Consider the following 23,658-nt stretch of genomic DNA (forward strand, 5'->3'; position numbering starts at 1 on the left):
CCCATAAAGATCTGGGGCTCATGCCCAACCGTCATTGGCGATCAGGGTCTTGATACGGTCCTGATCGTATTCCGTTTCCAGACGCGTGGCCTCGGCTTCGGCAATTTCGGACGGGTCGCCCTCAACTGCGAAAGGTTCGGCTTTGCGCCACTCGGCCAGATAGGCATCACTGTCCTTGGCGTTCACCTTCATCGCCGCACGGTCGATGGCTTGTTCAAACCGTTCTTCCAACTGCCGCTTGGCTCCGCGCCGACCCTTGCCGACGATGACCTGAGCGGGAATGTCGCGCCAGTAAACGATGGTGACGTCAGGCATTGCTGTGATTCCTCCTAACCCGATGGGGCGGTTCTAAACTTCAATGTGGGTCCAAGTCGGTCGAATTTCGACATCCGGCGCATTTGCAGCGACCTTTTTGCCCACAGCTGCATACCGCAGCTTTTAATGCCCTGGCTCCCAAAACCGAACATCAAAATCCTAATGACTTTAATGAGCGTCTTGCGTGATCCAATTGTGCGACCTATGGTCGGAGTAACTCGAAAATCGGAGGGCGTTTCAGATGGCGCCCAAGCGTCCCAAAGGTGCGGGCGCGTTCCCGAAAGCGGTCGAAAGCCCCGCGCCAGCAAGACCCGATCCGGATGCACTCTATGCGGCGCTGGATCTGGGGACAAATAGCTGCCGCATGTTGATCGCCCAGCCCAAGGGCAGTGGCTTCCATGTGGTAGACAGCTTCTCCAAATCGGTGCAACTGGGCGCTGGTCTGGAACGCACCGGGCGGTTGTCGCGGGCGTCGATGGCGCGAACCGTACAGGCGCTGCGCATCTGCCAGCAAAAGCTGAAACGCAACAAGGTCAGGCGTATGCGCCTGATCGCGACCGAGGCTTGCCGACGCGCCAAGAACTCGCGCGATTTCATCCGGCAGGTCAAGCGTGAGACCGGCTTGACGCTTGAGATTATTCAGCCTGAGGAAGAGGCGCGTCTGGCAGTGATTTCCTGCGCACCTCTGGTATCGACCAAGACGGAACAATTGTTGGTCGTCGATATCGGTGGCGGCTCGACCGAACTGGTTTGGATCGACATATCTTCGGTTCCACGCCGCGACCGCCCGGCCGCGATCATGCGGTTGCACAACGGCTTCCACACTGCCGAAAGCCCCTTTCCGGCCGCCAAAGTGGTGGACTGGATCAGTGTCCCGCTTGGCGTGGCAACCCTGCGTGATCAGTTTCACGATGTCGAAGACGATTCCGCCCGTTTTGCGTTGATGAGCTGGTTCTTCGAAGAAAATCTAGCCGATTTTGCGCCCTACAAAGACGAACAGGCGCGTGAAGGGTTTCAGATTGTCGGCACCAGCGGAACGGTCACGACTGTCGCCGCCTCGCATCTGGGGCTGAAACGCTATGACCGGACCAAAGTGGACGGGCTGCGCATGACCAGCGATCAGATTGACAAGGTCATACGTGGGTATCTAGAACTCGGCCCTCGTGGGCGCCGCCGCGATCCCCGGATCGGAGACGACCGGCAGGCCCTGATCATGTCTGGCTCGGCCATTTTGCAGGCATTGCTGCGCTGCTGGCCCACTGATCGCCTTTCGGTGGCGGATCGTGGGCTGCGCGAAGGTCTGCTGTATGCGCAGATGAGCGCGGACGGTGTATTGGAAGACGGACCGTTTTGATGGCGAAAACACCGACTGGCAAAAACAACTCGGGTCGCGGGCAGCGCGACCTTAAGGTCAAGGTCAAGACCGCACGCGGGCGCAAGCTCAGCTCGACCCGTTGGCTTGAGCGGCAGTTGAACGACCCTTATGTCAAGCGTGCACAGGCCGAAGGGTATCGCGGACGCGCTGCCTTCAAGATACTGGAGTTGGACGATAAATTCCGGTTTCTGGTGCCTGGCGCACGGGTGGTTGATCTGGGCTGCGCCCCTGGCGGCTGGTTGCAGGTGGCGGTGCAACGCGTCAACGCACTGGGCGAGAAAAGCGGCAAGCGTATCGGCACGGTTCTGGGGGTCGATCTGCAAGAGGTCGAACCGGTCGCCGGGGCCACCGCGCATGTGCTTGATTTCATGGAAGACGACGCCGACCAAAAGGTCAAGGACTGGCTGGGCGGCAAAGCGGATGTGGTCATGTCCGACATGGCGGCTGCATCCTCGGGCCATAAACAGACCGACCACCTGAGGATCATGGCGCTATGCGAAACGGCGGCGTATTTCGCGTTTGACGTGCTGGAAGAAGGCGGCACTTTTGTCGCCAAGGTGCTGGCGGGCGGCGCAGAGGGTGACCTGCAGAAGCTGCTCAAGCAGAAATTCAACAAGGTCGCCAACGTAAAACCGCCCGCGTCCCGGTCCGACAGTTCCGAAAAGTTCGTGGTGGCCACCGGCTTTCGGGGTTGAGCGCAGTTAATTCAGTGTGATCTTATCCTGCGCAATGCGCTGTTTCCGCAGCGAGGCCGTGGCGATGCCTTGCAACAAGATGGCCTCGCCGTGATTGATATCGACGGGCTCGCGTGCGCGGAGTTCTTCAATGCGCTGATCCAGCGTCGTTTTTCGGGCAGCCGTCAAAGGCTTTGCAAATGTTGCACTACGATCCGACATCCATCACCTGTTGAAAATATTGGCATGTGCCCCGGATATTTAACCGTCAAATAGGCCCGGAACGTGGCGCAATTCTGCCGGTTCGATGCCGGCTATCGCCCGAGATTCTGCGCCATTTGCCTCAGGTTCGGATCATCCGGAAGGACTGAGAGTGCTTCGTCCAGGACCGCCAACGCTGCTTGCGGCCCGCGATTGATATGGGCCAGCTGAACCAACATCGGCCAGGCTTCGGCGCGTTGCGGGTCCAGCGCGACCACCTCGCGGAACGCACGTTCTGCGGCCGGAGCGTTTCTTAACGTCAGCGCCCATCCGCCCAGCACCATGTGGGTTTCAGGAAAATCCAGACGATGCGATATGCTGCGTTGCCAGTCCGCCATGCCCTGCCGAGCGCTTGCGCGTTGGTTAGGCGTCATAGCCTGCGCGGGAATGGAAAGAAACTCCTTGGCCGCCGAAATACGAACATTGCGCATTGGATCGGATAGCAGCGGCTCAAGCCTTGAAACACGCTGATTCAAAGGGGCCTGCCGTTGTAAAACCGGCGCGTTCGCCCGCACCAGCGGGTCCGGATCGGACAGAGCCGGCATCAGTTTCTCTGCCAACTCGGGCGTGGCTAAGGGTTGAAGCAGATACAATGCGGTTGCCCGGACGATACCCGCCTGCGCCTCATCCAGCGCGATTGCGAGTAACGCTTCGGGCTCGTCCAACTGTCCGCTTCCCGCAGCAGCAAATTCGGTCCCATAATGAGCAGTCCTGCGGTTGGAATCCGGAAACCAGTTCGCGATCTGTTGCGCGGCCCAGGGCCGCCCCCGTCCTTCATGGCAATCCGTACAAGCGTCGGGCCCAAGTCCCAGATCGGGTCGGGGAATGCGAAAGCTGTGGTCGCGCCTGCCGTCCACGCCCATATAGACCCTCTCGATCATGTGACAGTTCCTGCATTGCGCACCCGCTGAGTCGTCGGCGTGATGGTGATGCTCGGGCGTATCATAACTGGCCAGCCGAAGGGTCGGAAAATCCGGGTTGCCTGCAAGCGAATGGCACTGGGTGCAGATGCCGTTCCCATCGGCTTTCAGGTCTGCCCGGTGCGGATCGTGACAGTCCATGCAGCCAACGCCGCGCGCGTACATACGCGACTGCAGGAACGAGCCGTAAACGTAGACCTCATCCAGAATCTGCCCATCCGGGTGATACGCCCCCGGACGGAGCACGGCCAGATTGTAGGCGTCATGATAGGGCTTACCGGGCAACGGGTTGCCATCTTCCAGCGCCTCTCGCCGGGAATGACAGCCTGCGCATTGCTGTATCTCAGCCTCGGTCTGCCCCCTGCCCCAGTTCTTGGGGAAACCGAACGCACCCTGACCGTCTTTACCCGCCTTTCCGGTCGCCCAGTCCAGATGAGCGGACCCGGGCCCGTGACACGCCTCGCATCCGACGCCAATTTCAACCTGTGTCGAAGCATAGCGTTTTTCTTCCGCGTTGTAGTTTTTGACATAGCCCGTCGCATGACATTCCGCGCAGCGCGCGTTCCAGTTCTTGTACGGCCCGGTCCAGTGCAACCCGTCATTCGGCGGCAGCTCCTGGTCGGGGTAAAGATGGTACCATCGGCCCTCTTCCGTATCCCAGACGACATCGAAACTTTGCAATCTGCCCGGCTCGGTTTCAAAGAGGTATTGCTGCAGCGGCGCAATGCCGACAACTGAATGCACCGGGTAATCAGTTGTTACGCCGTCTTTTTCGGTTACGCTGGCTGATAGAACACCGTTCTGATCCATGAATGAAACGCTCATCCCGTCATGGTTAAAACTGGTGCCGTCGAAATCAGCCAGAACATGTCCGTCATCGACTTCGGTCCAGGCAAGAGCGTGGTGTGAGGTCTGCCAGGCTTCGGTTTGCTCCCGATGGCAATCAGAACACATTTCTGAGCCGACATAGTCTTGCGCCAGAGCCTGCTGTGCCGTCGTCCACACGGTCGCGATCAGCCAAAGCACCCTGACATACATCACTTGGTTTCCGCGTTTTGAAGGTCGATCAGGGCACCGTTATATTCCGCACCGAGGATCAGCATCGCGGAACACAGGTACAGAAATATCAATGCCGCCATCGCCCCTGCAAGGCCCGCATAGGTCGCGCTGTAGGTCGCGAACTGGGCAATGTAGATCGAGAACCCCCATCCGCCCGCTGCCCACAGGGCCAGCGTCAGGATGACACCCGGCAGAATCTGCACAAGGCTGTGTCGGCGCGTGGGCAGGATCAGGTGGGCCAGAAGGACGGTGCCAGCGGGCACAGCCACCGTGAACGTCCATCGCAAGCGGTCGACGGACAGCAAGTGATCGACATCCACGGCTGTCTTTTCCGAAACCAGACGCGTGTAGACCGGCAGCACCACCTCGACAGCTGCGATGGCCAGAATGGCAGCGCCGCCGATGATAACGAGCACAAAGCACAGCAGGCGGGCTTTCCAGAACGGCCAGCTGTCCTTGTCATGATAGGCTTGCGTCATAGCGCGGCGCACAGCGGCGACCCCGTTCGACGCAAAGTAAATCGCCAACAGGCCCCCCAAAGTGATCACTCCGGAGCCCGCCCCGTCCAAAACCGCGCGCAATTCCGCCACGATGGGATCGGCCACGTCTTTGGGCCAGGCGCCAAAGATCAGGTCGATCAGTTCATCGGTCACATAGCCTTGCGACAAGGTCCCTGCCAGCGCCACGGTGAACAGAACAAAGGGAAACAGCGCCATCATCAGCGACATGGCCACGTGGCTGCTCATGACAAAACCGTCCTTGTTGCTGAACCGACGCACGGCAAGCCACAGGGCGCGCAAGAACTGGCTGGATGAAGGAATCGAAACGCGTGACATCACCCAAGCCTATCCTGCCTTTTCCACATGCAGAACCGCCAATCGGACAAAGATGCTGAATTCCGCCTCATAACCATCTGTGTGGATTGCATAAACCCGTCAGCATGTGCAGGATCAGAGTACATTCACGGAAACCCGCACAGGCGACATCCCGATCAAGGCCAGCACATGACCTCTGACCCACAGAACAGCCAATCCAGGGCCCGCCTGCAACTGAGCGTGCTGCGAGACGTCGTGATCGTGGCCACCCTTGTGGTACTTGGCCTTTACGCCGGTGCCAATTTCCTGGTACCGCTGACGATGGCGCTGCTGGTCAACGTGCTGATTCTGGCCCTCAGCGATCGGGTCATCGCAGTGACGCGTGCGCCGATCTGGTTGGCAAATATCGCGGGAGTCACGGTGGTTTTGGCCGGTTTGTTCATGATCATGTACATTCTGGGCAGTCAGGCCACGCAGTTTGCGCGTTCAATCAACACCTACGAAAGCCAGTTCGACGGAGCCGTGCACAGGATCACCGGATTGGTCGGCAACGATGTCACCAGTTTTATTCGGGACAATCTGGTCAGCATCGATATGTCATATGTTGCACGGGTTCTGTTGGGCAGCGCCACGTCGCTGCTGAACCAGTTCTTTCTGATCAGCTTGTATGTCGCCTTCCTGATGGCCGAGCGGTTGGCCTTTCGCAAGAAGATCCAGCTTGCTGCGGGCAACCCCCGGCTCGGGGCTGATCTTGCCTCGGTTCTGGATGCGATCTCGTACAGCCTGCAGCGGTACGTGGGTGTCAAAACCTTCATCAGTCTGATTACCGCCACCATCAGCTATGCTGTCTTCAAGGTGTTGGGACTGGAATATGCCGAAACCTGGGCCGTCCTGACGTTCGCCCTGAATTTCATCCCATCAATCGGATCGATCATTGCGGTGATCTTTCCCTCGATGATCGCGCTGGTTCAGTTTGACACCATCGGGCCATTTCTGGTCATCGTTCTGGGGTGTGGCACCCTTCAGTTCGTCATCGGCAACTTCCTGGACCCGGCCATGCTGGGCCGGTCTCTGAACATGTCGACCTTTCTGGTCATTCTGGCGCTGACGTTCTGGACGACCGTCTGGGGTCTGATCGGCGCGTTTCTGAGCGTACCTCTGACCGTCTGTATCCTGATCATTTTCAGTCACATCCCTGCCCTGCGCCCCGTGGCGATCCTGATGTCACTCGACGGAAGACTGGGTGAGGATGACCGGACGGGCAGCCCGCATTCCGCCTGAATCCTGGTTAGCTCTGGCAGTTCGAAATCAACGCGCGACGATCTTTCAACCTCAGCCGGCCATAGCCACCTTCAATCAGGTCCAGCCCGACCAGCCGGTGCAATGCGCGATGCAAGGTTGGCGGGGACACGGCGATCATTGCCGCCAGTTCCTCTTGCGAAACCGGTATCCAGCCTGTGTCATCGGAAGCGACCTCATCCAGATGCAGTAGCCGCAGGATCAGCCGCTTCTCGGTTCCGGTCACCGCAAGATTCGCAACGATGCGGAGAGTTTTCTGCATGTTCTCATGCGTCAGAGCATAAAAATCCCGAAGAAATTCCGGTGTATCCTGAACCATGCGTTCCAATCGTGACGCCGGAAAGAACAATGTACTCGTGGGCCGGATTGCGACCACGCTGACCAACCTTTGCGTCGTCGCAAACAACGCAAGATCACCGATCCAGAAACCGCGGCCTTCCTGATGGATCACAAATTCCTGCCCGTCATCTGCCGGAACGGTGATTTTCACGCCTCCGTCCAGAACCACGTGAAGCCCGTTCGGGGCGTCCCCCTGAAGGTACAACGCCTCGTCTTCGCCATAAGACCGGCGTGCAGCGCAGTCTTTCAACGCCTTCTGGAATGCCGCAGATCGCGCGCCAAACCAAGCATTGTCGCGCAGTATTTTCAGGTCAGCTTCATTTTTTGACATCTATATATTTCAACTTTATCATGTGATGAATTTCAACGCCTTAAGCTGACATAGATTAAAGCCACACGATTCCCGTAGCTCTTCTATTCCTACGAGATATCGGCAGCTTACCGACGGACACTAATCCTGTTCCGCTCGCAAACGCTACTTAATTCGTCCGGACGGAACGTCCACCAATTCAGGAGCAAAACATGTTACCTACAATCCGATTTTTGGAAAGCTGGCACATCGGATTACGGCGTGCCGCTGCCGCATCCGTCACGGTTTTGATGGCCCTTCCCGCATGGGCGCAGGATCAGAAGCCGAATATTCTGGTCATCTGGGGCGACGATATCGGCCAGTCCAATATCTCGGCTTACACGATGGGCCTGATGGGATATCGCACGCCCAATATCGACCGGGTCGCCAATGAAGGAATGATCTTCACCGACTATTACGGCGAACAATCCTGCACTGCGGGTCGGTCCTCGTATATTATGGGGCAATCGGTTTTTCGCACCGGATTGTCCAAGGTCGGTTTGCCGGGTGCCAAAGAAGGGATGCAAATCGAAGATCCGACAATCGCAGGGCTGTTGAAAGACCATGGGTATGTAACCGGTCAATTCGGCAAAAATCACCTGGGCGACCTGGACGAGCACCTTCCGACAAACCACGGATTTGATGAGTTTTTCGGGAATCTCTACCACCTGAATGCGGAAGAAGAACCCGAGCACGAGGATTACCCCGGCGATGCGATTTTGCCCGATGGACGTACCTTCCGTGAAGCATACGGCCCGCGCGGCGTGATCAGGTCCTCCGCCGGTGGCGAAATCCAGGACACCGGCCCACTGACCAGAAAGCGCATGGAAACGGTCGATCAGGAAACGCTGGAAGCGGCGGTCGAGTTCATCCGTGAGGCCAACCAGAACGGAACGCCTTTCTACGTGTGGTGGAATGGCACCCGGATGCATTTCCGCACACATGTCGGGGACGAAATGCGTGAGAAGGCCAATGAAATGATCGGAGGCCCTGCTGACGAATACACAGCCGGGATGATCGAGCATGACATACAGGTCGGCCAGTTGCTTGATCTTCTGGATGAACTGGGCATCGCCGACAATACCATCGTGCATTATTCGACTGACAACGGTCCGCACTATAATACATGGCCGGATGCGGCCTCGACTCCATTCTGGGGCGAGAAAAACACCAACTGGGAAGGCGGCTGGCGCGTACCTTCCATGGTGCGCTGGCCAGGTCAGATCGAGCCCGGATCGGTCTCGAATGAAATCGTGCATCACATGGACTGGCTGCCGACCTATCTGGCCGTGGCCGGAGATCCCGAGATCAAGGAAAAGCTGAAAGCCGGATATTCCTCTCCTGCGATGGGGCGCGACTACAAGGTGCATCTGGATGGGTACAACATCCTGCCGCTGCTGACCGGTGAAACACAGGATAGCCCACGACGCGAGATCTTCTATTTCACCGACGACGGCGACCTGTCGGCACTGCGATTCGATGACTGGAAGCTGATCTTCCTCGAGCAGAAAGCCTGGGCCACCTTCCGGGCGTGGATGGAACCCTTCACCGAACTGCGTGTTCCGATTATCGTGAACCTTCGCCGTGATCCCTATGAACGTGGATACCGGACATCCAACACCTACTATGACTGGATACTGGACCGGGCATACTTCCTGGTGCCCGCGCAGCAATATGTTGGTCAGTTCCTGAGTACGTTCCAAGAGTTCCCGCCACGCCAAGAGGCCGCCAGCTTTAGTCTGGATCAGGTGATGCGGAAACTGACGTCGCCAACATCGAACTAGCACCGCAAGATTTCAACGCAGGACCGGGGTCGCGTGAAACGCGCGGTCCCTTTTGAACAAACCGGAGTATTTCAATGAAATCTCTTGCATTCTCGGCGCTCGCGTTTGTTTTGCCCATGGCTTCATGGGCGGACCCGCTCCCCAGCTGGACGGACTCAGCTTCAAAACAGCAGATCATTGCTTTCGTCGACTCCGTCACCGACCCGTCCGGTGAAAACTACGTGACCCCCGCCGAACGGATTGCTGTGTTCGACAACGACGGTACGCTTTGGGCTGAACAGCCGGTTTACTTTCAGTTCATCTTTGCGATGGACCGACTGGCAGAACTGGCCGAAAAAGACCCATCGATCCTATCGACCCCGGCGCTCAAAGCTGCTGCCGAAGGTGACCTGCAAACTGTTTTGGAGGGCGGGCACGACGCGCTGATCGAAGTCGTGAATGCGTCGCACTCTGGCAGTAGTGTCGAAGAGTTTCAATCCGAGGTGGCCGAATGGCTGAACACAACCCGGCACCCGGTTACCGATCTTCCCTATGATCAGATGACCTATCAACCGATGGTCGAACTGTTGCGCTATCTTCGCGACGAAGGTTTCAAAACCTATATCGTCTCGGGCGGCGGGCTTCATTTCATGCGTGTCTTCGCACAGGAGGCCTACGGCATCCCTCCCGAACAAATCCTCGGCACCTATGGCGAGACCGTCTATGACAGTTCAGCCGATACCCCCGTTATCAACAAGGCACCCGGCATCGCCTTTATCGACGACAAGGAAGGCAAGCCGATCAATATCGAACGCACCATCGGAAAGCGACCAATTCTTGCAGGCGGAAACTCGGACGGGGATTTCGCCATGCTTGAATGGACGACTGCCGGCGATGGGCCTCGTTTAGGCGTTCTCGTCCATCATACCGATGCCGACCGTGAATGGGCTTATGACCGTGAAAGCCCGATAGGACGGCTGGTCGATGGGCTGGACAAGGGCCCCGATATGGGATGGGTCATCGTTGATATGGCCAACGACTGGTCTCGCATCTACACTGGGGCAAACTAGGCAACCCGGACCGCTGCGCACCGATGTGGACATTGCTCGTCTCGTTTTTTCTGTTTGCTCTCTATTGCGTAGCGGTCGTCTTTGCAGTTCGCGCCGCCCAGACGGCACGCACCCCGCAGGGCGCAGTCGGCTGGGTTGTGTTCCTGCTGTCGGCGCCGTTGTTCGGCGTTCCGTTCTATCTGTTTCTGGGGCACCACCGCTTTAAGGGCTACCGCATCGCCCGGCAGGAGAGCGAGCGTGTGGTCGAAGGGATCAAGACCTTTGCCGACTACTCGAAACCTAACCCTGAAACCATGGGCATCAATCCCCGCCCGTTCGAGGCCCTGGCGCATCTGCCGGTATCGCGCGGCAATGGTGCAGAACTGCTGATCGACGGCGAAGCAACGTTTCAATCCATTCTCGAGGCCATTGATGCTGCCAAAAACTACGTCCTGATTCAGTTCTACATTGTGCGTGATGACCAGCTTGGCCGGAAGGTGCAGGATAAGCTTATCGACGCTGCGAAGCGCGGCGTGCATGTTCGGTTCATGACCGACGCTGTGGGCAGCTACGGCCTGCCCTCAAGCTATCTGGAAACGCTGCGCAAGGCAGGTGTCGATGTCGCCGACCCTCGCCAACAACGCGGGCCGAATTTCCGCTTTCAACTGAACTATCGCAATCACCGGAAGACGGTAATCGTCGATGGCGAGACCGGGTTCATCGGCGGTCATAACATCGGCATCGAGTATCTGGGGCAAAGCCCGCGTTTCGGGCGCTGGCGGGATACGCATATCAGAATAACCGGCCACGTAGTACGCCAGTTGCAACTGATTTTTACCGAAGACTGGCACTGGGCGCGCAACGAAGACCTGATCGACCAGCTTGATTGGGCCGGCAGCGAATCTGATCAGGATATGAACGCGTTGCTGGTGGCCACAGGTCCGGGCGATGATACCGAAACCGGCGCGATGATGTTCTTCGCGGCCATCGCCGAAGCGAAACAGCGGCTTTGGATCGCCTCGCCCTATTTTGTGCCGGACATCGACATCATGACCGCGCTGCAACATGCGGCTTTGCGGGGGGTGGATGTCCGTATCCTAGTACCGGATGTGATAGACCATCGGCTGCCATGGCTGGCCGCCTTTGCCTATTTCGACGAAATCCGCGACTGCGGTGCCCGCGTGTTTCGCTACACGGATGGCTTCATGCACCAGAAGGCGTTTGTTGTTGATGATACGCTGGCCGCCGTTGGTACCACCAATCTGGACAACCGCTCCTTTCGTCTGAATTTTGAGGCAATGGCCCTGTTCTTCGATCCCCGTGCCGCAGAAGCGGTGGCTGCAATGCTGGAAACCGATTTCGCGTCGAGCTACGAACTGACGCGCCCCCTGCCCCAGCAACCGATCCACATTCGGTTTGGCGCTCCGCTCGCCCGGCTGTTTGCACCGATCCTTTAGTTCAGAAACCGCTCCTCAAACACCCTGGTCATGAGGGCGACCAGAAATGCGGTCGAAAGCCCGAAGGCCAGCAGACCCGTGACCGAGGCAAACGCACCAAAAATACGCAACCCTTCGCCCAGCACGATGTCACCGTAGCCCAGCGTCGTGAAGGTCACCAATGAGAAATACAGCGCCGAGTTCCAATCCGGCAGCACATCCCCCATCACCCAGACGATCGCCCAGATCCAGACCTGAACGGTGTGGGTCAGAACAATGAATAAAAGCGCCACAGTGATCGGACCCGCAGTTGCAAGGATTGTGCTGCGCGCTTCCCATTTCTCGACCAGTTTGCGAATGACCAGAACGCACCAGGTCAGCAGCATGATTTCGATCAGAAAACAAACACCTAAATAGAAGCTGCCCCAAATGATCTGCTGCGACAATGTCATGTAAACGGCCTTTGTTCTGATCGCAGCCAGCATGAAGCTTTCGCACGCTCTGGACAACCCCGCCCCGAAATGGAGGGCTGCGGCGAATAGAACCGATCTCTGCTCTGGACAGCGTCGCGCTACGTTGCACATTGTGGCGGGACCAGATGAGAGTTCGCATGTTGCTATCGATTGATCATGTTCGAAAATCCTATCCCGGCGGGCGGCCTGTCCTGAACGACGTCTCGCTGTTATTGGAACAGGGCCAGACCCTGGCCCTGACCGGCGAAAGCGGCAGCGGCAAAAGCACATTGTTGCATCTGGTGGCCGCGCTGGACGGTTTTGATAGCGGAGAAATCGCTCTGGATGGGCGGCCCATGTCGCCACTGAACGATGCCGAGCGCGCAGCGCTGCGTCGCAACACCCTGTCATTGGTCTTTCAGCAATTCAATCTGATCCCGTCGCTGACCGTTGCCCAGAATCTCTCCATCCATGCGCGGCTTGCCGGACGGGATGACCCGGATTGGTCCGCCCATCTGACCGAGCGTCTGGGCCTGACCGATTTGCAGGACCGCTACCCCGAAAACCTCTCGGGTGGACAGCAACAGCGGGTCGCCATCGGACGCGCAATGGCAATCCGACCGCGTTTGCTGCTGGCAGATGAGCCGACGGGCAATCTGGACGAAACAGCCAGCGCCGTCGTGCTGGATCTGATGTTGTCGTTGGTGGCAGACACAGGCGCGGCGCTATTGCTGGTGACGCATTCGAATGAGATCGCCAGCCGTCTTGACCGGCGCGCCCATCTATCGGGCGGACGCATCGAATGACCCGCGCCGCGGTCCAGGCGCTGCTGTCCCATTGGCGTTCGCATCCTCTGCAATTGATGACGCTGTTGACAGGTATCGCATTGGCTACCTGTCTCTGGTCGGCGGTGCAGGCCATCAATGCCGAAGCACGCGCCAGTTATGATCGTGCCAGCGCCCAGCTTGCAATTGGGCGCTTCGATAAACTTCGCGCATCGGGCAATCTGATCCCCCTTTCGCGCTATGCAGCGCTCAGGCGCGCTGGCTGGCAGGTGGCAGCCGTACTGGAAGGCTCGCTGCGCTTAGATGGGCGTTCCGTGCGTCTGATGGGGGTAGACATGATTGCCTATCCGGCCCTGCCCGCAGTTACAGAGATCGAACAAGGCGCGGCTGCCCCGGACCCGGCTGATATCCTGACGGCTCCGGGCCGATTGCTGATGTCGCCCGAGCTGGCACCGCTGTTTCAAACCGCCCCGGGCTTTCCGCCGATCATCACCAGCACAGCCCTTCCGCCTGATTTGGTGCTGACCGATATAGGTGTGGCCGAACAGCTTCTGAACCGCTCCGGTCAGATATCCCGCCTGATAATCCTGCCTGAACAACCCCGTGGTCAGCCTCCTCTGTCGGATATCGCGCCCGAACTTCAACGCATCACCCCATCAGCCCAGTTGGATACCGCGCAACTGACCGATAGTTTTCATCTGAACCTGTCCGCCTTCGGGCTGCTCTCGTTCGCGGTCGGTCTGTTCATCGTTCACGGCACTGTGGGCCTCGCCTTTGCACAACGGCGTGGTACGATCCGCACCCTGCGCGCTTTGGGTCTTCCCATGCGGCACCTCATCTGGATCGGTCTGGGTGAGCTGCTGCTGTTGGCCGCGATCGGAGGCATGTTTGGGCTGGGTCTGGGATACTTCCTTGCAGGCGCTTTGTTGCCGGACGTCGCGGCCACCCTGCGCGGCCTGTATGGCGCACCAATCGACGGTCAGATGTCATTGCGCCCTCAATGGGTCGCCGCAGGTCTCGCCATGGCGACGGGCGGCACGCTGGCGGCGAGCGGTCACGCGCTTTGGCGGCTGTCCCGGATGCCCATCCTCGCGGGGCCGGGCCTGCAAGCCTGGGGTGGTGACACAACATCCACGCGGATCACAGGCGCATTGGGCCTCGCCCTGCTCATAGCGGGTACCATCGCCTACTTTGCGTTCGGTGGGTTGATCGCCGGATTCGCTCTGCTTGCCGGGTTGCTGACCGGGGCTGCGCTGTTGTTGCCGCTATTGCTGTCCGGCGCGCTGACCCTGTTCCTTCGACGAGCGCGCTCTCCGGTTGCCCAATGGGTACTGGCCGACATGCGCGCCCAATTGCCTGGCCTTTCATTGGCACTGATGGCTCTGCTGCTGGCACTGGCCGCGAATATCGGCGTAGGAACAATGGTTTCGAGTTTCCGCCTGACCTTCACCGGCTGGCTGGATCAGCGCCTGACCTCCGAGCTTTACGTCACAGCTGCCGATGACACACAAGGGGAACGTATCACCGAATGGCTTACGCCGCGCGTGTCAGCGGTCCTGCCCATCCGCAGCGCCGAATTGACCCACGAAACCGGACCGCTGTTCCTGTATGGGATCGTAGATCACGAAAGCTATCGCCAAAACTGGCCCCTGATCGCGGAAGGGCCGGATGTCTGGGATCATGTCCTGAACCGTGGCGCGGTGTTGATTAACGAGCAGCTGGCCCGCCGCGCGGATCTGTGGCCCGGAGATAGGGTGGCGATCACGGCAGAGCACACCCTGCCAATTGCAGGCGTGTATTCTGATTATGGAAACCCGACTGGGCAGGCGATCGTCGCAATGCCTGTACTGGATCAGATAGCGCCAAATACGGAAACGCGGCGCTTTGGCATTCGCACTGAACCCGAGCGGGCCTCTGATCTAGCGCAGGTGCTGCGCAATCAATTTGAACTGCCCCCGTCAGCAGTGGTGCAGCAAGCGGCCATGAAAGCACAATCGATGGCCATATTTGAAAAGACCTTCGTGATCACCTCGGCGTTGAACGTTCTGACCTTGGGCGTGGCAGGCTTTGCGATCCTCACCAGCCTTCTCACCTTGTGGACCCAGCGCCTGCCGCAGGTCGCCCCCGTTTGGGCGCTGGGCCTGACGCGTACGCAACTGGCCCGGCTGGAGCTTCTTCGAAGTGTCCTGCTTGCAGCATTGACCGCCTGTCTGGCACTGCCGCTGGGGCTGGTGCTGGCCTGGGTGCTGCTGGTTGTAATCAACGTGCAGGCATTCGGCTGGCGACTGCCCATGCACCTGTTTCCCGGCGATTGGGCAAGCTTGTTCCTGCTGACCCTGCTTGCTGCAGTTTTGGCCGCCGCCCTGCCCGCCTGGCGGTTGCTCCGACTGCCACCCGCCGCATTGCTGAGGGTTTTTGCCAATGAACGTTAGAGCCTTCATCCTCTTTGTTTTGCTCCCGATAGCCAGCTGGGCGCAGGGCTATGCCGGGCTTGGCGGCAGCGCAGAAGGATTCGACCGGCCCGTACCGGGTTACAGTTTTGAGTTTCCAAGAGATCACGGCCCTCATCCGACCTACCGGATCGAATGGTGGTATCTGACCGCCAACCTCAGAGACGCAGATGGCAGCGACTATGGAATTCAATGGACCCTGTTCCGATCTGCCCTGAAACCCTCCGAGGCGGATGGCTGGCAAAGCCCGCAGATCTGGATGGGGCACGCCGCGGTGACAACGCCGGACGCTCACTACTTCGCGGAACGGCTTTCCCGGGGTGGCGTCGGACAGGCCGGTGTCACAGCGCACCCTTTCGAGGCCTGGATCGATGAGTGGCACATGCGCGGCGGCGACCTGGATACCCTGAACCTGACTGCGAATGGCGTGGATTTTGGCTATGACCTTCAACTGCAGGCCCAGGGCTCCCTGGTGTTTCACGGCGATGCTGGCTATTCGGTGAAGTCCGCCGATGGCCAGGCCAGCTACTACTATTCACAGCCTTTCTACACGGTCGAAGGCATTCTCCACCTGCCTGATCAAGACGTTGAGGTCACGGGCCAGGGTTGGCTGGATCGCGAGTGGTCCTCGCAACCGCTGGCCGAGGATCAAAGCGGTTGGGACTGGTTTTCGCTCAGCTTTGACAGTGGCGACAAGCTGATGGCCTTTCGCCTGCGCGGCGATCGTGGGGACTACACCGCCGCCACATGGATCGAACCGGACGGCACAGTGACGCCTCTGCCCGACGGATCTGTTAAGTTGAAGCCGCTTGAAACCACCAGCGTGGCGCAACGCAATGTACCGACCCGATGGCATCTGTCATCGCCGGAGCTCGGGGTTGATATCGACGTTATTGCCGTGACACCCAAGGCCTGGATGGGCACCCGGTTCGAATACTGGGAAGGCCCGATTACCATCTCGGGCAGCCACACAGGGCGCGGTTATCTCGAAATGACCGGGTACTGAGCCCGGAGTACATCGTCATCTACAAGAGAATCGGCTGCGGTGCCCGGAGAGGGACCAGAACTTTCCTATCGACTTGCTCAGGCTCACTAACGACACTTCAGAACAAGACAAGGTTCCCAAAAGACACTTTGGTAACGGAAACGTAGATGGAGACTGTGCTCGATGCGAGCATCGCGGTGGCGAACTTTGCCACCAGATACTGAGGGGCCCTGAGATAGGGTCTGGGTTGGCTGGAAAGATCAATTGATCGGCCAACGCTACTATGGCAGCATTCTCCTGAAGAGCTCCAACCAGGTACTACGCTCAGCCACCTTCGATGGGGATTCTAAGAAGGGATATATTACGATGAAAAAGAGTTCGATTCTTGCTGCAGGACTCACTTTGTTTGCTATCGGAGAAGCATCGGCCAATGATTACATTCCCCGAGGATTTTGGAGACTATATTTGGTCATCGAATCTGAGACCGGCGAAGTAAACGAGCTTACCCTTAGTTCTGCCAGCTATCCGGCAACATGTGTATCAGGGCTGCTTACACGAGCGAAAAAGACTGAGGCAGCGAATGGTTACGTTTGGACAGACCCTGACGCAACCGTCGTAGGTTGGTCAGAAAGTGACATTGCAACCGTCAGGCACGAAGTTATTGAGTTTAGGTGCAGTTTTGAGCGCTCACCAAACGAAGATTGAGTGTAGTTATTTGGGACCGGATCGCTGCGAAGCATATCATTATATCGAAGGCTGCTTTGTATCTAACACTCAAGAACCAACTTAAGGAGCGTTGAGCATGGATCTGAAATGCCCAGTTTATTTCTGCGTCCACGATGAGTGAATGAACGGTGTATACGACCCCAAACTGGGACAAGGCGATAAGAGAATGGCACGAAAGTCAGCCAACTTTATACGGTTTCATATGCCCTTTCCTTTACCCCATATTTTATCAAGAAAAGCAGTCCGCAACCGTCGATTCTGATAAGAGAGCAGAATGTGAAAGTGTGAGTAAGCAGTGTAAGAAAGTGAACTGCTAAAAAAGAAAAAACAGCGAGCTGGTCTCCCTAACCCACTGTTTTTACTTTGGTACCCAAGGCCGGACTCGAACCGGCACGGTATCACTACCGGGGGATTTTGAATCCCCTGCGTCTACCATTCCGCCACTTGGGCCACGACCACTGGATTAGCGCCCTACTGAGGGAAGGTCCAGAGGCAAAAAACAACCGCTGCGTCGATTGTTTCCCTGCCGGAGGTTGACGGTCAGGCAGGTGCATGGTTTGGCTTGCGACAACAGTTACCGGGACAATAGTTCTTTTATGTTGCGATCTCTCTATGACTGGACCATTCGTCTGGCCGAACACCCTCATGCGCTGTGGGCGCTGGCCATCGTGGCTTTTGTCGAAAGCTCGTTCTTTCCGATTCCGCCCGACGTTCTGATGATCCCCATGATTCTGGCGAGGCCATCGCGCGCCTGGCTGATCGCCACGGTCGCCTTGGTCGCGTCGGTCCTGGGAGGTATGCTGGGCTATGCGATCGGAGCGTTCTTCTACGAAAGCCTCGGCCAGCCCGTTCTTGAAGCCATGGGCAAAGCCCATGCGATGGAAGAATTCAATGAGAGGTTCAACGATTTTGGCTTCTGGGCCGTGCTTGCAGCTGGCGTGACGCCCTTTCCCTATAAGGTCATTACCATCATGTCGGGCTGGACCGGGATGCCTCTGGGGACGTTTATCGCAACGTCGATCCTGGCCCGCGCGTTGCGGTTTTTCGTTGTCGCCGGACTGCTCTGGGGTTTTGGCGAGCCGATACGGGGGTTCATAGAAAAACGGCTGGGGCTGGTCTTCACCGTGTTCATTGTATTGCTGATCGGGAGTTTCTTTCTGGTGAGATACCTATGATGAAGAAAACGCTCATCCTGATTGCGACCGCAGGCTCGGCCGCCCTGTTGCTGAGTGCCTGGGGATTTCAATACATCGGAGGACTGGCACCCTGCAAAATGTGCATCTGGCAACGTTATCCGCACGGTGCTGCAATCATTCTGGGTTTGCTCGCTTTCGCGTTTCCGGGTGTTCGCCCGCTGCCTCTGCTGGGCGCTCTGGCCGCTGCTACGACGGCCGGCGTTGGTTTCTACCATGCCGGTGTTGAACAAGGCTGGTGGGAGGGGCCATCGACCTGCACATCCGGCGATATCGGCGGGCTCAGCGCCGAGGAACTTATGAAACAGATCATGTCCGCGCCATTGGTGCGCTGCGATGAAATTCCATGGCAGATGTTCGGGATTTCTATGGCGGGTTGGAACGCATTGCTTTCTGCGGGCCTGGTGCTGGTCTGGATTGCAGCCTGGCGTGCGCGATAGGCGCTATTGCTGATCCAGTTCGGCATCCCAGTACAGGAAGTCGATCCAGCTGTCATGCAGATGGTTTGGCGGAAATTTGCGACCGATATTCCGCAAAGCTTCGGCATCCGGCTGGCGTGGCGGTTTGTTCAAGGACATCCTCGCCTGCCTCAACGATTTGGACCCTTTGCGCAGGTTGCAGGGGCTGCAGGCTGCCACGACGTTCTGCCAGCTTGTCACCCCACCTGCCGAGCGCGGAACCACGTGGTCAAACGTCAGATTATCGCGGCTGCCGCAGTACTGGCATTTGAATTCATCCCGCAGAAATAAATTAAAGCGCGTGAAGGCCACGCGCTTTCTGGGTTTTACATAGTCTTTCAGGACAACGACCGACGGTATTCGTATCACAGTACTCGGGCTTCGGACGACTTCGTCATATTCGGCAACAATGTCGACCCTGTCCAGCCAGGCGGCCTTGATCGCCTCCTGCCACGGCCACAGGGACAGCGGGTAATAAGACAATGGACGGTAATCGGCGTTCAAAACCAATGCCGGATGATGCTTAAGCGCACCGGTTTCCCTGACAAATTCGGTCCTGAAGTCTCCGTCCATAACAGAATCGCTCCTCGCTCTGTACTGCCCGTTTGTGACATCAGAGCGGGGAACACCCGCCCCGGCCTTAAGTTAACTATATATCGTGTTAAATCTCTGACAAGTGCCGAGTTCACACAACATCTCGGGTATTGATTATGCCGAATCCGTAACAGATAGGTGACACTTATCCACAGGTTGCACTGATTTGGTCGGCGGGCTATGGCGAGTTCCATGTCCTGGTTCATCCGTTTCAACAAACCGTTTGATGTGCTGCCGCAGTTTACCGACCGCGCAAACGCGGAGTCGCCGCGCCGGACGTTATCGGATTTCATTGACCTGCCCGGTGTCTACCCCGCCGGTCGTTTGGATCGGGATAGCGAAGGGCTGATGTTGTTGACTGACGACGGCCAATTGCAAGCTCAGATTTCTGATCCCAAACACAAGATGGCCAAAACCTATTGGGTTCAGGTTGAAGGCATTCCCGACGCGGCCGCGTTGAAGGCACTGCGCGACGGTATCGAGCTGAAAGACGGAGCCACCCGACCGGCCAAAGCCCGGATGATCGACGCGCCCGAGGAACTGTGGCCGCGCACGCCGCCGATCCGTGTACGCCAAACCGTACCTGACAGCTGGATTGAACTCACCATTCGTGAAGGTCGCAATCGGCAAGTGCGCAGGATGACTGCGGCGGTTGGTCATCCGACCCTGCGCCTGATCCGCGTTCGGATCGGTGACTGGACATTACAAGGTCTTGAGCCCGGCCAATGGGACAGCCTGCCCATCCCGGCCCGGAATCCGGTATCGCCGCGAAAGCGGGATCGCAGACCCCACCGGTGACAAAATCCCTTATTGCGGGTATACTTACCCCATGAAGGTCACACCTGAGATACCGACACCCTCCGCCATTCTCGAGGCCGCACTTTATGTCGATGATCTGGACGCGGCTGAAATGTTCTATGGCGAGATTCTGGGGCTCGTGCAGATACAGCGCCTGGAAGACCGGCACGTGTTCTACAAGGTCGGCGGTTCAGTTTTGCTGCTGTTCAATCCGGAGCAGACCGAACGGCCCGCAGTCAATCCTGACCTTCCCGTGCCTCCGCACGGCGCACGCGGTGCCGGGCATGTCTGCCTTGTTCTGACCCGGGATGAGATCGCGACAATGCGCAAGCATCTCCTGAACTGGAACATACCGGTGGATGCCGAGTTCGACTGGCCGAACGGCGCGAAATCACTGTACGTCCGCGATCCGGCAGGTAATTCGGTTGAATTCACCGAAGCCCATCTGTGGAACTAGTTCAGGTCCAGACGCTTCGATATACGGTCGACCGGAGTGCCATCACGAAGAGGTACGCCATAGTCCACTGAAAAATCGCGAAAGCCCATCTTGTCATAATAACTCAGACCCATCGTGTTATCGGCCCGTATCGTCGCATTTATGCTGGTGAATCCTAATGCTCGGGCCACCTTTTCAGTTTCCCAAAACAAGGCACGCCCCGCCCCTTTCAAGGCAGGCTGTCGCCGTGTGAAGGTCGCTATGTCAGCGCAACTGTCCGGTAGACCTTGGCGCGTGCCAAGCCATTGGAAACCGGCCACCTGTCCTTTGTTGTCCAGCGCGACATGGCAGCAAACCTTGTCGGACCCTTCCAGATAGCTTGTTACAAACAAAGCATCGGAGAAAGGTGTTTCGAACGCCGTCGTTCCGCCAATTTCGATAATCTGATTGAGGATGGCACAAGCGTCTGCCACATCCTCTTTCATCATCGGACGGACAACGATCATCTTACAGGCTCAGCTTGTCACGCATGAAAGCCAATGCCACGCTAAGCCCATCGGGCGCGATACCGTGGCCAGTGCCTTTCATCACATGAGCATAGATTTCCTTGAAACCCGCAGCCTGAAGGGCCTCGGCGGCTTCGGGCAGCGATTGCGGCGGAACCACATCATCCGCATCACCGTGCAACAGCAGAACGGGCATCCGGCTGACCACTTCATCCGTCAGCAGATCGGGCTCCAGCAGCCGGCCAGAAAATGCGACGATCCCGGCAACAGGGTCTTCGCGGCGTGGCGCGACGTGAAGACTCATCATCGTGCCCTGAGAAAAGCCGAACAGCACGACCTGTTCGGGCAAAACGTCTTCGTCGACCATCAGGGCATCAAGGAAGGCATTGAAATCTTCGACAGCCATCTCCATACCGCGACGCGCCTCTTCCTCGGACGAGCCGTCAATCCACGGGATCGGGAACCACTGGTACCCGTTTGGCATTCCGGGGATTTGTTCCGGTGCGTCGGGGGCCACGAACAGAGTATCCGGCAGATGCTCACCCAAGGGATCTGCCAGCCCCAGCAGATCGGCCCCGTTGGCGCCATAGCCGTGTACGAACACCACAACCGAGCGCGTATCCCCTGAAACCGGCTCTTTCCGGAGCGCGTTCAAAACTCGTGTCATCTGATCCCTTCTCTGTCTTTTGCGACGCGGTAATAGGCCCAGAGCACGCGGGCCGCAACCGATCGCCAAGGCGACCATGCTTCGGCCATCTGGCGTAACTCTTTGTCGGTTGGTCGTTTTGGCAAATCGTAAAGAATTCGAGCTGCCTCCTGCAGCGCCAGATCACCCGGCGCAATGACATCGGCGCGGCCCAGCGAGAACATGGCGTAAATCTCGGCAGTCCAGACACCGATCCCTGGCACTTGGGTCAAAACCGCAACCACCTCGTCATCCGGCGCATCGCGCAGCGCCTTGTAGTCGATCCGAGCCTCGGCCAAGGCGCGGGCATAGCGGATTTTCTGACGGCTGAGACCCACCGCCCTCAAATCATCATCAGTGGCCCACATGATCTTGCGCGGGCCGGTCAATTTCGCATCTTGCAACCGTTTCCAGATCGCGTTTGCCGAGGCCACGCTGACCTGCTGACTGACGATCGCGCTGAGCAGTTGGGCGAACCCGTCTGGCTTGCGCCGCAAAGGCAAAGGGCCGGTTTGCTCCATCGCATAAGCCATCCGTGGACAAGCCTCGGCCAGCCACTCGGCCCCTTCGGTTACGCAGTCCGGCGTTTCGATGATGCGTCCAACGGACATGCACTCTCCGATAAGTGATCCTTGTCCGCACGTTAGGCGGATGTGCCGCATATGCAACCCGCTTGTGCCGAGTCTCAATCCTAGATAACCATTCGCGCATGACAACGATCACTGCCACCGCCAACGACAGTCAGGCTAAACGCAACGTTGCCGTTCTGGTGGCGGCGCAGGCGATCCTGGGCGCGCAGATGCCCATCATGTTCATCGTCGGCGGGCTGGCCGGGCAGTCGCTGGCAAGTAATGCCTGCCTTGCGACACTGCCCATTTCGCTGATCGTTTTGGGGTCGATGCTGGCCGCCACCCCGATCTCGGCCATCATGCAACGCTGGGGGCGCCGCGCCGGTTTCCTCGTAGGCTCAGGCGCCGGGGCGGCTGGCAGCATCGTCGGGGCGTATGGCCTGTTTCTCGGTTCGTTTCCGGTTTTCCTGGCGGGCAGTTTCCTGACCGGTATCTACATGAGCGCACATGGCTTCTATCGCTTCGCCGCAGCAGACACCGCATCAGACGCGTTCCGGCCCAAGGCGATCTCATACGTTATGGCGGGCGGTTTAGCCGCAGCGATCATCGGCCCACAGATCGTAAAACTGACATCGCAAGCCTATGTGATCCCGTTTCTGGGCACCTATCTCGCGGTAATTGGCATCAACCTTCTCGGGTCGGTTCTGTTCTTCTTTCTCGACATCCCGACCCCACCCAAACCCGCCGAGGATGCACCCAAGGGACGCACACGCTGGGAACTGCTAAAAACCCCGCGCATCGCGGTCGCAATCATCTGCGCGATGGTCTCCTACGCGTTGATGAACCTTGTCATGACATCGACCCCTTTGGCGGTCGTCGGATGCGGATTTACCGAGAACAACGCAGCCGATATCGTAACCAGCCATGTGCTGGCGATGTATATTCCCAGCTTTTTCACAGGCCATCTGATTGCCCGCTTTGGGGTTGAGAAGATCGTAGCTTTGGGGTTGGCCATTCTGGGCGGCGCCGGGATTGTCGCCTTGCAGGGCGTCGACCTGGGCAATTTCTTTGTCTCGCTCATCCTTCTGGGCATTGGCTGGAACTTCGGCTTTATCGGCGCAACCAGCATGTTGGCCGCTTCGCATGAGGTTCATGAACGCGGGCGTATGCAGGGCCTGAACGACCTTCTCGTCTTTGGCGGCGTCACTTTCGCCTCGCTGGCCTCGGGCGGGTTGATGAACTGCTCGGGCGGCTCAGCGGTCGAGGGCTGGACGGCGGTAAACCTCGCGATGATCCCGCTGCTGACTTTGGCAGGTGGCGCGCTGCTGTGGCTGGTCCTCAGACCATCGGACCCCCAGACAATCTGA

At 58.1% G+C, this 23,658-nt stretch carries 24 protein-coding genes and 1 tRNA gene; 14 read left to right on the forward strand and 11 right to left on the reverse strand.

What is annotated here, in order from left to right; genetic code table 11:
• Positions 1-18: 18 nt before the first annotated feature.
• Positions 19-315, reverse strand: a complete 297-nt coding sequence (locus RA27_RS05505) for a virulence factor (protein WP_039535660.1) — start codon at positions 313-315, stop codon at positions 19-21.
• A 241-nt stretch (positions 316-556) separates the two neighbouring features.
• Here RA27_RS05505 and RA27_RS05510 point away from each other — a divergent pair, with 241 nt between their 5' ends.
• Positions 557-1,669: a Ppx/GppA phosphatase family protein gene (locus RA27_RS05510; RefSeq protein WP_039535662.1), complete on the forward strand. Its 1,113-nt coding sequence runs from the start codon at positions 557-559 to the stop codon at positions 1,667-1,669.
• A complete protein-coding gene (locus RA27_RS05515; protein ID WP_039535664.1) occupies positions 1,669-2,385 on the forward strand; it encodes an RlmE family RNA methyltransferase in 717 nt (238 codons plus the stop codon). Before RA27_RS05510 ends, RA27_RS05515 begins: the two co-directional genes overlap by 1 nt.
• 6 nt (positions 2,386-2,391) lie before the next feature.
• Here the strand turns inward: RA27_RS05515 and RA27_RS05520 are convergent, their stop codons facing one another.
• The 3 genes from RA27_RS05520 to RA27_RS05530 all read right to left on the reverse strand — a co-directional run bounded on the left by RA27_RS05520 (position 2,392) and on the right by RA27_RS05530 (position 5,440).
• The gene (locus RA27_RS05520; protein WP_039535666.1) at positions 2,392-2,586 is read right to left on the reverse strand and encodes a hypothetical protein; all 195 of its coding nucleotides are present in this window, start codon (positions 2,584-2,586) and stop codon (positions 2,392-2,394) included.
• A gap of 92 nt (positions 2,587-2,678) precedes the next feature.
• Positions 2,679-4,583, reverse strand: coding sequence for a multiheme c-type cytochrome (locus RA27_RS05525; protein WP_039535668.1), 1,905 nt, complete (start codon positions 4,581-4,583; stop codon positions 2,679-2,681).
• Positions 4,583-5,440, reverse strand: a complete 858-nt coding sequence (locus RA27_RS05530) for a YihY/virulence factor BrkB family protein (protein WP_039535670.1) — start codon at positions 5,438-5,440, stop codon at positions 4,583-4,585. Before RA27_RS05530 ends, RA27_RS05525 begins: the two co-directional genes overlap by 1 nt.
• A 168-nt stretch (positions 5,441-5,608) precedes the next feature.
• Between RA27_RS05530 and RA27_RS05535 the strand changes: the two genes are divergently transcribed.
• On the forward strand, positions 5,609-6,700 hold the full coding sequence (locus RA27_RS05535; protein WP_039535672.1) for an AI-2E family transporter: 1,092 nt from the start codon (positions 5,609-5,611) through the stop codon (positions 6,698-6,700).
• 7 nt (positions 6,701-6,707) lie between these two features.
• Here the strand turns inward: RA27_RS05535 and RA27_RS05540 are convergent, their stop codons facing one another.
• Positions 6,708-7,388: a Crp/Fnr family transcriptional regulator gene (locus tag RA27_RS05540; protein WP_039535674.1), complete on the reverse strand. Its 681-nt coding sequence runs from the start codon at positions 7,386-7,388 to the stop codon at positions 6,708-6,710.
• 269 nt (positions 7,389-7,657) lie between these two features.
• On the opposite strand from RA27_RS05540, the gene RA27_RS05545 reads away from it, so the two are divergent.
• The 3 genes from RA27_RS05545 (at position 7,658) to cls (ending at position 11,675) form a co-directional block, all read left to right on the forward strand.
• The gene (locus RA27_RS05545; protein WP_152610668.1) at positions 7,658-9,190 is read left to right on the forward strand and encodes an arylsulfatase; all 1,533 of its coding nucleotides are present in this window, start codon (positions 7,658-7,660) and stop codon (positions 9,188-9,190) included.
• A gap of 74 nt (positions 9,191-9,264) precedes the next feature.
• Positions 9,265-10,239 carry an HAD family hydrolase gene (locus RA27_RS05550; protein WP_039535678.1) on the forward strand — a complete coding sequence of 325 codons (975 nt, stop codon included), beginning with the start codon at positions 9,265-9,267 and terminating at the stop codon, positions 10,237-10,239.
• Between the two features lie 23 nt (positions 10,240-10,262).
• On the forward strand, positions 10,263-11,675 hold the full coding sequence (gene cls, locus RA27_RS05555; RefSeq protein WP_039535680.1) for a cardiolipin synthase: 1,413 nt from the start codon (positions 10,263-10,265) through the stop codon (positions 11,673-11,675).
• On the opposite strand, the gene RA27_RS05560 is transcribed toward cls, so the two are convergent.
• Positions 11,672-12,106, reverse strand: a complete 435-nt coding sequence (locus RA27_RS05560) for an ion channel (RefSeq protein ID WP_039537023.1) — start codon at positions 12,104-12,106, stop codon at positions 11,672-11,674. The two genes, cls and RA27_RS05560, sit on opposite strands and share 4 nt — an antisense overlap.
• Before the next feature lie 158 nt (positions 12,107-12,264).
• On the opposite strand from RA27_RS05560, the gene RA27_RS05565 reads away from it, so the two are divergent.
• From RA27_RS05565 to RA27_RS05575, 3 genes are read left to right on the forward strand one after another with little or no spacing between them, the layout of a single operon-like run.
• Positions 12,265-12,912, forward strand: coding sequence for an ABC transporter ATP-binding protein (locus RA27_RS05565; RefSeq protein WP_039535682.1), 648 nt, complete (start codon positions 12,265-12,267; stop codon positions 12,910-12,912).
• Positions 12,909-15,323 carry an ABC transporter permease gene (locus tag RA27_RS05570; RefSeq protein WP_039535683.1) on the forward strand — a complete coding sequence of 805 codons (2,415 nt, stop codon included), beginning with the start codon at positions 12,909-12,911 and terminating at the stop codon, positions 15,321-15,323. The genes RA27_RS05565 and RA27_RS05570 overlap by 4 nt, the downstream gene beginning before the upstream one ends.
• A complete protein-coding gene (locus tag RA27_RS05575) occupies positions 15,313-16,347 on the forward strand; it encodes a lipocalin-like domain-containing protein (protein ID WP_039535684.1) in 1,035 nt (344 codons plus the stop codon). The genes RA27_RS05570 and RA27_RS05575 overlap by 11 nt, the downstream gene beginning before the upstream one ends.
• Positions 16,348-17,416: 1,069 nt before the next feature.
• Here RA27_RS05575 and RA27_RS05585 read toward each other — a convergent pair.
• Positions 17,417-17,502: transfer RNA gene (locus tag RA27_RS05585), tRNA-Leu, on the reverse strand.
• 146 nt (positions 17,503-17,648) lie between these two features.
• Here RA27_RS05585 and RA27_RS05590 point away from each other — a divergent pair.
• Both RA27_RS05590 and RA27_RS05595 read left to right on the forward strand, forming a co-directional pair.
• A complete protein-coding gene (locus RA27_RS05590) occupies positions 17,649-18,227 on the forward strand; it encodes a YqaA family protein (protein WP_039535687.1) in 579 nt (192 codons plus the stop codon).
• A complete protein-coding gene (locus tag RA27_RS05595) occupies positions 18,227-18,685 on the forward strand; it encodes a disulfide bond formation protein B (RefSeq protein WP_039537026.1) in 459 nt (152 codons plus the stop codon). Before RA27_RS05590 ends, RA27_RS05595 begins: the two co-directional genes overlap by 1 nt.
• A 3-nt stretch (positions 18,686-18,688) precedes the next feature.
• Here RA27_RS05595 and RA27_RS05600 read toward each other — a convergent pair whose 3' ends face one another.
• Positions 18,689-19,276 carry an HNH endonuclease gene (locus tag RA27_RS05600; RefSeq protein ID WP_039535689.1) on the reverse strand — a complete coding sequence of 196 codons (588 nt, stop codon included), beginning with the start codon at positions 19,274-19,276 and terminating at the stop codon, positions 18,689-18,691.
• Between the two features lie 213 nt (positions 19,277-19,489).
• Between RA27_RS05600 and RA27_RS05605 the strand changes: the two genes are divergently transcribed.
• Both RA27_RS05605 and RA27_RS05610 read left to right on the forward strand, forming a co-directional pair.
• Entirely contained in the window at positions 19,490-20,095 is a 606-nt protein-coding gene (locus RA27_RS05605; protein ID WP_039535691.1) for a pseudouridine synthase, read from the forward strand.
• A 31-nt stretch (positions 20,096-20,126) separates the two neighbouring features.
• Complete coding sequence (locus tag RA27_RS05610) at positions 20,127-20,552, forward strand: VOC family protein (RefSeq protein WP_039535693.1); 426 nt, start codon at positions 20,127-20,129, stop codon at positions 20,550-20,552.
• Here RA27_RS05610 and RA27_RS05615 read toward each other — a convergent pair.
• From RA27_RS05615 to RA27_RS05625, 3 genes are read right to left on the reverse strand one after another with little or no spacing between them, the layout of a single operon-like run.
• On the reverse strand, positions 20,549-21,037 hold the full coding sequence (locus tag RA27_RS05615; RefSeq protein ID WP_039535695.1) for a GNAT family N-acetyltransferase: 489 nt from the start codon (positions 21,035-21,037) through the stop codon (positions 20,549-20,551). The two genes, RA27_RS05610 and RA27_RS05615, sit on opposite strands and share 4 nt — an antisense overlap.
• A gap of 1 nt (position 21,038) precedes the next feature.
• Complete coding sequence (locus RA27_RS05620; RefSeq protein ID WP_039535697.1) at positions 21,039-21,704, reverse strand: alpha/beta fold hydrolase; 666 nt, start codon at positions 21,702-21,704, stop codon at positions 21,039-21,041.
• Positions 21,701-22,333: a DNA-3-methyladenine glycosylase gene (locus tag RA27_RS05625; RefSeq protein ID WP_039535699.1), complete on the reverse strand. Its 633-nt coding sequence runs from the start codon at positions 22,331-22,333 to the stop codon at positions 21,701-21,703. Before RA27_RS05625 ends, RA27_RS05620 begins: the two co-directional genes overlap by 4 nt.
• A 98-nt stretch (positions 22,334-22,431) precedes the next feature.
• On the opposite strand from RA27_RS05625, the gene RA27_RS05630 reads away from it, so the two are divergent.
• A complete protein-coding gene (locus RA27_RS05630; RefSeq protein WP_039535701.1) occupies positions 22,432-23,658 on the forward strand; it encodes an MFS transporter in 1,227 nt (408 codons plus the stop codon).

Origin of the sequence: Ruegeria sp. ANG-R (genome assembly GCF_000813985.1) — a bacterium.
Taxonomy (GTDB): Bacteria; Pseudomonadota; Alphaproteobacteria; order Rhodobacterales; family Rhodobacteraceae; genus Ruegeria.

What these genes read in the sequence shown, in the direction of transcription:
- RA27_RS05505 (WP_039535660.1), bottom strand. Translation starts at nt 315, where the DNA reads ATGCCTGACGTCACCATCGTTTACTGGCGCGACATTCCCGCTCAGGTC.
- RA27_RS05510 (WP_039535662.1), top strand. Translation starts at nt 557, where the DNA reads ATGGCGCCCAAGCGTCCCAAAGGTGCGGGCGCGTTCCCGAAAGCGGTC.
- RA27_RS05515 (WP_039535664.1), top strand. Translation starts at nt 1,669, where the DNA reads ATGGCGAAAACACCGACTGGCAAAAACAACTCGGGTCGCGGGCAGCGC.
- RA27_RS05520 (WP_039535666.1), bottom strand. Translation starts at nt 2,586, where the DNA reads ATGTCGGATCGTAGTGCAACATTTGCAAAGCCTTTGACGGCTGCCCGA.
- RA27_RS05525 (WP_039535668.1), bottom strand. Translation starts at nt 4,583, where the DNA reads ATGTATGTCAGGGTGCTTTGGCTGATCGCGACCGTGTGGACGACGGCA.
- RA27_RS05530 (WP_039535670.1), bottom strand. Translation starts at nt 5,440, where the DNA reads ATGTCACGCGTTTCGATTCCTTCATCCAGCCAGTTCTTGCGCGCCCTG.
- RA27_RS05535 (WP_039535672.1), top strand. Translation starts at nt 5,609, where the DNA reads ATGACCTCTGACCCACAGAACAGCCAATCCAGGGCCCGCCTGCAACTG.
- RA27_RS05540 (WP_039535674.1), bottom strand. Translation starts at nt 7,388, where the DNA reads ATGTCAAAAAATGAAGCTGACCTGAAAATACTGCGCGACAATGCTTGG.
- RA27_RS05545 (WP_152610668.1), top strand. Translation starts at nt 7,658, where the DNA reads ATGGCCCTTCCCGCATGGGCGCAGGATCAGAAGCCGAATATTCTGGTC.
- RA27_RS05550 (WP_039535678.1), top strand. Translation starts at nt 9,265, where the DNA reads ATGAAATCTCTTGCATTCTCGGCGCTCGCGTTTGTTTTGCCCATGGCT.
- cls (WP_039535680.1), top strand. Translation starts at nt 10,263, where the DNA reads ATGTGGACATTGCTCGTCTCGTTTTTTCTGTTTGCTCTCTATTGCGTA.
- RA27_RS05560 (WP_039537023.1), bottom strand. Translation starts at nt 12,106, where the DNA reads ATGACATTGTCGCAGCAGATCATTTGGGGCAGCTTCTATTTAGGTGTT.
- RA27_RS05565 (WP_039535682.1), top strand. Translation starts at nt 12,265, where the DNA reads ATGTTGCTATCGATTGATCATGTTCGAAAATCCTATCCCGGCGGGCGG.
- RA27_RS05570 (WP_039535683.1), top strand. Translation starts at nt 12,909, where the DNA reads ATGACCCGCGCCGCGGTCCAGGCGCTGCTGTCCCATTGGCGTTCGCAT.
- RA27_RS05575 (WP_039535684.1), top strand. Translation starts at nt 15,313, where the DNA reads ATGAACGTTAGAGCCTTCATCCTCTTTGTTTTGCTCCCGATAGCCAGC.
- RA27_RS05590 (WP_039535687.1), top strand. Translation starts at nt 17,649, where the DNA reads ATGTTGCGATCTCTCTATGACTGGACCATTCGTCTGGCCGAACACCCT.
- RA27_RS05595 (WP_039537026.1), top strand. Translation starts at nt 18,227, where the DNA reads ATGAAGAAAACGCTCATCCTGATTGCGACCGCAGGCTCGGCCGCCCTG.
- RA27_RS05600 (WP_039535689.1), bottom strand. Translation starts at nt 19,276, where the DNA reads ATGGACGGAGACTTCAGGACCGAATTTGTCAGGGAAACCGGTGCGCTT.
- RA27_RS05605 (WP_039535691.1), top strand. Translation starts at nt 19,490, where the DNA reads ATGTCCTGGTTCATCCGTTTCAACAAACCGTTTGATGTGCTGCCGCAG.
- RA27_RS05610 (WP_039535693.1), top strand. Translation starts at nt 20,127, where the DNA reads ATGAAGGTCACACCTGAGATACCGACACCCTCCGCCATTCTCGAGGCC.
- RA27_RS05615 (WP_039535695.1), bottom strand. Translation starts at nt 21,037, where the DNA reads ATGATCGTTGTCCGTCCGATGATGAAAGAGGATGTGGCAGACGCTTGT.
- RA27_RS05620 (WP_039535697.1), bottom strand. Translation starts at nt 21,704, where the DNA reads ATGACACGAGTTTTGAACGCGCTCCGGAAAGAGCCGGTTTCAGGGGAT.
- RA27_RS05625 (WP_039535699.1), bottom strand. Translation starts at nt 22,333, where the DNA reads ATGTCCGTTGGACGCATCATCGAAACGCCGGACTGCGTAACCGAAGGG.
- RA27_RS05630 (WP_039535701.1), top strand. Translation starts at nt 22,432, where the DNA reads ATGACAACGATCACTGCCACCGCCAACGACAGTCAGGCTAAACGCAAC.